This window comes from Bradyrhizobium genomosp. I (2014) (assembly GCF_000261685.1).
Classification (GTDB): domain Bacteria; phylum Pseudomonadota; class Alphaproteobacteria; order Rhizobiales; family Xanthobacteraceae; genus Bradyrhizobium.
The window spans coordinates 1-3,090 of sequence record NZ_AJQE01000139.1 but is presented as its reverse complement, the minus strand read 5'-3'; the positions used below and the strand labels follow the sequence as shown (position 1 = coordinate 3,090).

Genomic DNA, 3,090 nt, shown 5'->3' with positions numbered 1-3,090 from the left:
GCTCACGGAGAGCAATCCGCCCTGCCCTTGGCTGCGCGCCCGACACTGCCGCGTCCACCGCAAGCCCGGCTCGCGAACAAGACGACGACGTGATCGCCCCTCAAGATGAGCCGGGATGGGCGGGATATACGATATTTCCGAATTTCGGTAAAGTGGAATATTTTTGCGGGGAGGGGTTGACGAGGTGCGAAACAGACATCGACCAAATTCGATTGAGGGGAAAGATACTGGCCTCACACCAAATTTGCCGAGACACCGTCCTGAAACGATGCAATCCTAGAGTCATCTCGACTTATGGATTCAGCTCAACATGGCGAAACCTTTAACACAAAGGGCACTCAGAATCTTTGCCGTGCTCGAAAGCTATCGGGCGGGATCCTCCGATAGCCTCGCAGACATTCTCGTTGAATGGCTGATCTCGATCGACGCATAGCCGCAGGATGCGGTAGAGCACGTAGAATGGGTAGAAAGCAGCTCGTAGGATGGGTAGAGCGAAGCGAAACCCATCGATACCACCCGACGTGAACCGTGATGGGTTTCGCAAGAGCTCTACCCATCCTACGCACTTGTCAGCCAACGCAAGCTTGTTCGATTTCGGTCACATAGGATGTCCAGTCGAACGCAAAGGGGCCGACCTTCATCAGCTTGGTTTCGCTGTCATCTTCATTCTCGTGCGCAAAGTCGGACCAATGCACGACGCCTTCGCTCCGCGACACGAGCGCGGTGATAGCTCCGCACGCAAGGTCTCCACACTCCGGACAAACATACAGAGCGACGCGGTTACTCCCGCCGATCGGAACGGCCGACGTCAGAAGTCGCGCGAGTCTATCGTTGAGGCGAAGGGCAAGCTCGGGCTCTCGTTGAGGGACCGAAAGACAGCCGGACAAATCCAAGTTGGAGGCACCGGTGACAGCAAAGAGAGATTGCCCGTTGACGACAAAATCGAACGTGTACCTCTCCATCTTCGCGGGGCAACCGCTCCGATGAAGCACTACAAGTTTAAGCTGGTCGGACATGCATAACGCGACCCGTTGGCATCGGGTCGAATGTACTCGAAATTCTATAAAAATATCAGCTGTTTAGTTGTGCTTGGTAGCGGGGGAGGGACTCGAACCCCCGACCCCAGGATTATGATTCCCGTGCTCTAACCAGCTGAGCTACCCCGCCACACGGATCGCGGCGGCGAATAAGGCCGATCTCGCGAACGCGCGGCATATAAGGAAGGGGGCGGCGGGAAGTCAATCCGCCTTCGCTTCCGCTCTCGCGAAAGCTTCCGCCTTCGCCAAGTGGCTTCGGCGGACAAGCCGGCGCGACACGTCCGTCGATAGGACGAAATGGCTGTTTTGAGTGGAACTTCCCGCTGATTCCGTCATGCCCGGGCTTGTCCCGGCCATCCACGCCTTGATTCGCGGGCCAAAGAACGTGGATGCCCGGGACAAGCCCGGGCATGACGACGTTTGGGCGAAGAGCGCGCCTATTTCGGCCTCACGCTGGGGTCACCGCCGGGGCTGCCGGGAGGCGGGATGACGGGCATGGTGCCGCCGGTGCTCGGCGCCGGGGCGTGCATGTCGGGGTCCACGCCCGAGGGTGGGCAGAGCACGCCGTCCGATTTGGCCAATTTGTCGCCGAGCGGTTCCCGGGACTGACCGGTGGTGGTGCCGTCCGGTAAGCGGCCCGGCCGGTCCTGCGGCGTGCAGTTGGTGGCGTGTTGCGGGGATGGCGGCGCGGTCGCTTGCGGCGGCGTCGCCGGGGCGGGCGGGGCCTGCGCGATCGCGCTGCCGGAGGCGGCGATCAGGAGGCTGGCCAGGATGATGGTCGATGTCGTGCGCATGGAAGGGAAACGCGCCGATCACCGCGCGCGTTCCCAGCTAGCCATCACGATTTGACGTAGCGGATCAGGGAGAAATGGCCCATCGGCGGCATGGGGCGGCGCTCGGTGAGCATGACGCCGCCGTGTTTTGCGGCCCAGTTCACCAGGCGGGCCCAGGGGAATTCCGGGCGCCAGCCGAGGCGGCGGGCAATGGGTGCGAAGGCGAGCTCGAACAGCTTTCGGGGGCCGCTCTCGGCGCCGATGTGGTTGACGAGGATCAGCTCGCCGCCGGGCTTGAGCACGCGCACGAACTCGTCGAGCGTGCCTTCGGGATCGGGCACGGCGGTGATGACATATTGCGCCACCACCGCGTCGAAGAACTTGTCGGGGAAAGCGAGGTTCTTCGCATCCATCACCGAGAGCACTTCGACGTTGGAGAGGCGCAAGCTCCGCACGCGCGCCTGCGCCTTGCGCAGCATCGGCTCCGAGATGTCGACGCCGCAGATCTTCGTGGTGCGTGAATAGTCCGACAGCGAAAGCCCGGTGCCGACGCCGACGTCGAGCACGCGGCCGCCGATGCGGTCGGCCTCGGCGATGGTCGACTGCCTTCCGGCGTCGAACACCTTGCCGAACACGAGATCGTAGACCGGCGCCCAGCGGCCATAGGCCTTCTCGACCCCGGCCCGCGAGATGTCTGCTGCCATGCCCCCTGCCCTTACGCGAAACTCTAGAGAGTAATGATCATTGGTGAGATCGAAGCCAGCCCCGAAATTGGTCTAGCGCCTCTCCCGCAAGCGGAAGAGGCGGCGCACCGTCGTTGCGGCGACAGCCGGGCTGGATCTCGTCATCCTCAGCCGCGCACGGCTTCCGCGAGCGGGCGCGATGCGGCCGCGCCAACCTTCGCCGCGGCGCTCTGGATGAAGCCGCCGCCGAGCACGCGGGCCTGGCCGTTGGCAGCGTCGTAGAACACGCAGGCCTGGCCGGGCGAGACGCCCTCTTCGCCGGCGACGAGCTCGACCTCGTAATGGCCGTTGCCGCCGCGCAGCCACGCCGGCTGGGGGCTGCGGGTCGAGCGCACGCGCACGAACATCTCGAGGCCGCCGCCGATGGCGCGGTCGATGTCGCCGTCGCCGATCCAGTTGACGTCGCGCAAGGAGATGCGGTGCATCTTCAGCGCATCGCGCGGGCCGACGACGACGCGGCGGTGCGCTGCATCCATCCGCACCACGAACAGCGGCGAACCGGAGGCGATGCCGAGGCCGCGGCGCTGGCCCACGGTG

4 protein-coding genes and 1 tRNA gene are annotated in these 3,090 nt (G+C 63.9%); all 5 read right to left on the bottom strand.

Features of this window, described 5'->3' with window-relative positions:
- Positions 1-569: 569 nt before the first annotated feature.
- Positions 570-1,016 (bottom strand): hypothetical protein, encoded by a 447-nt coding sequence (locus IC50_RS13225; RefSeq protein WP_050990978.1) that lies wholly within the window; start codon positions 1,014-1,016, stop codon positions 570-572.
- A 74-nt stretch (positions 1,017-1,090) separates the two neighbouring features.
- A tRNA-Met gene (locus tag IC50_RS13220) sits at positions 1,091-1,167 on the bottom strand.
- Positions 1,168-1,474: 307 nt separating this feature from the next.
- Positions 1,475-1,831, bottom strand: a complete 357-nt coding sequence (locus IC50_RS13215; protein ID WP_035704916.1) for a hypothetical protein — start codon at positions 1,829-1,831, stop codon at positions 1,475-1,477.
- A gap of 44 nt (positions 1,832-1,875) precedes the next feature.
- Positions 1,876-2,514, bottom strand: a complete 639-nt coding sequence (locus IC50_RS13210; RefSeq protein ID WP_035704914.1) for a class I SAM-dependent methyltransferase — start codon at positions 2,512-2,514, stop codon at positions 1,876-1,878.
- Positions 2,515-2,660: 146 nt separating this feature from the next.
- The coding region (locus tag IC50_RS13205; protein WP_035704912.1) for an aminomethyltransferase beta-barrel domain-containing protein at positions 2,661-3,090 on the bottom strand (430 nt) is incomplete at its 5' end.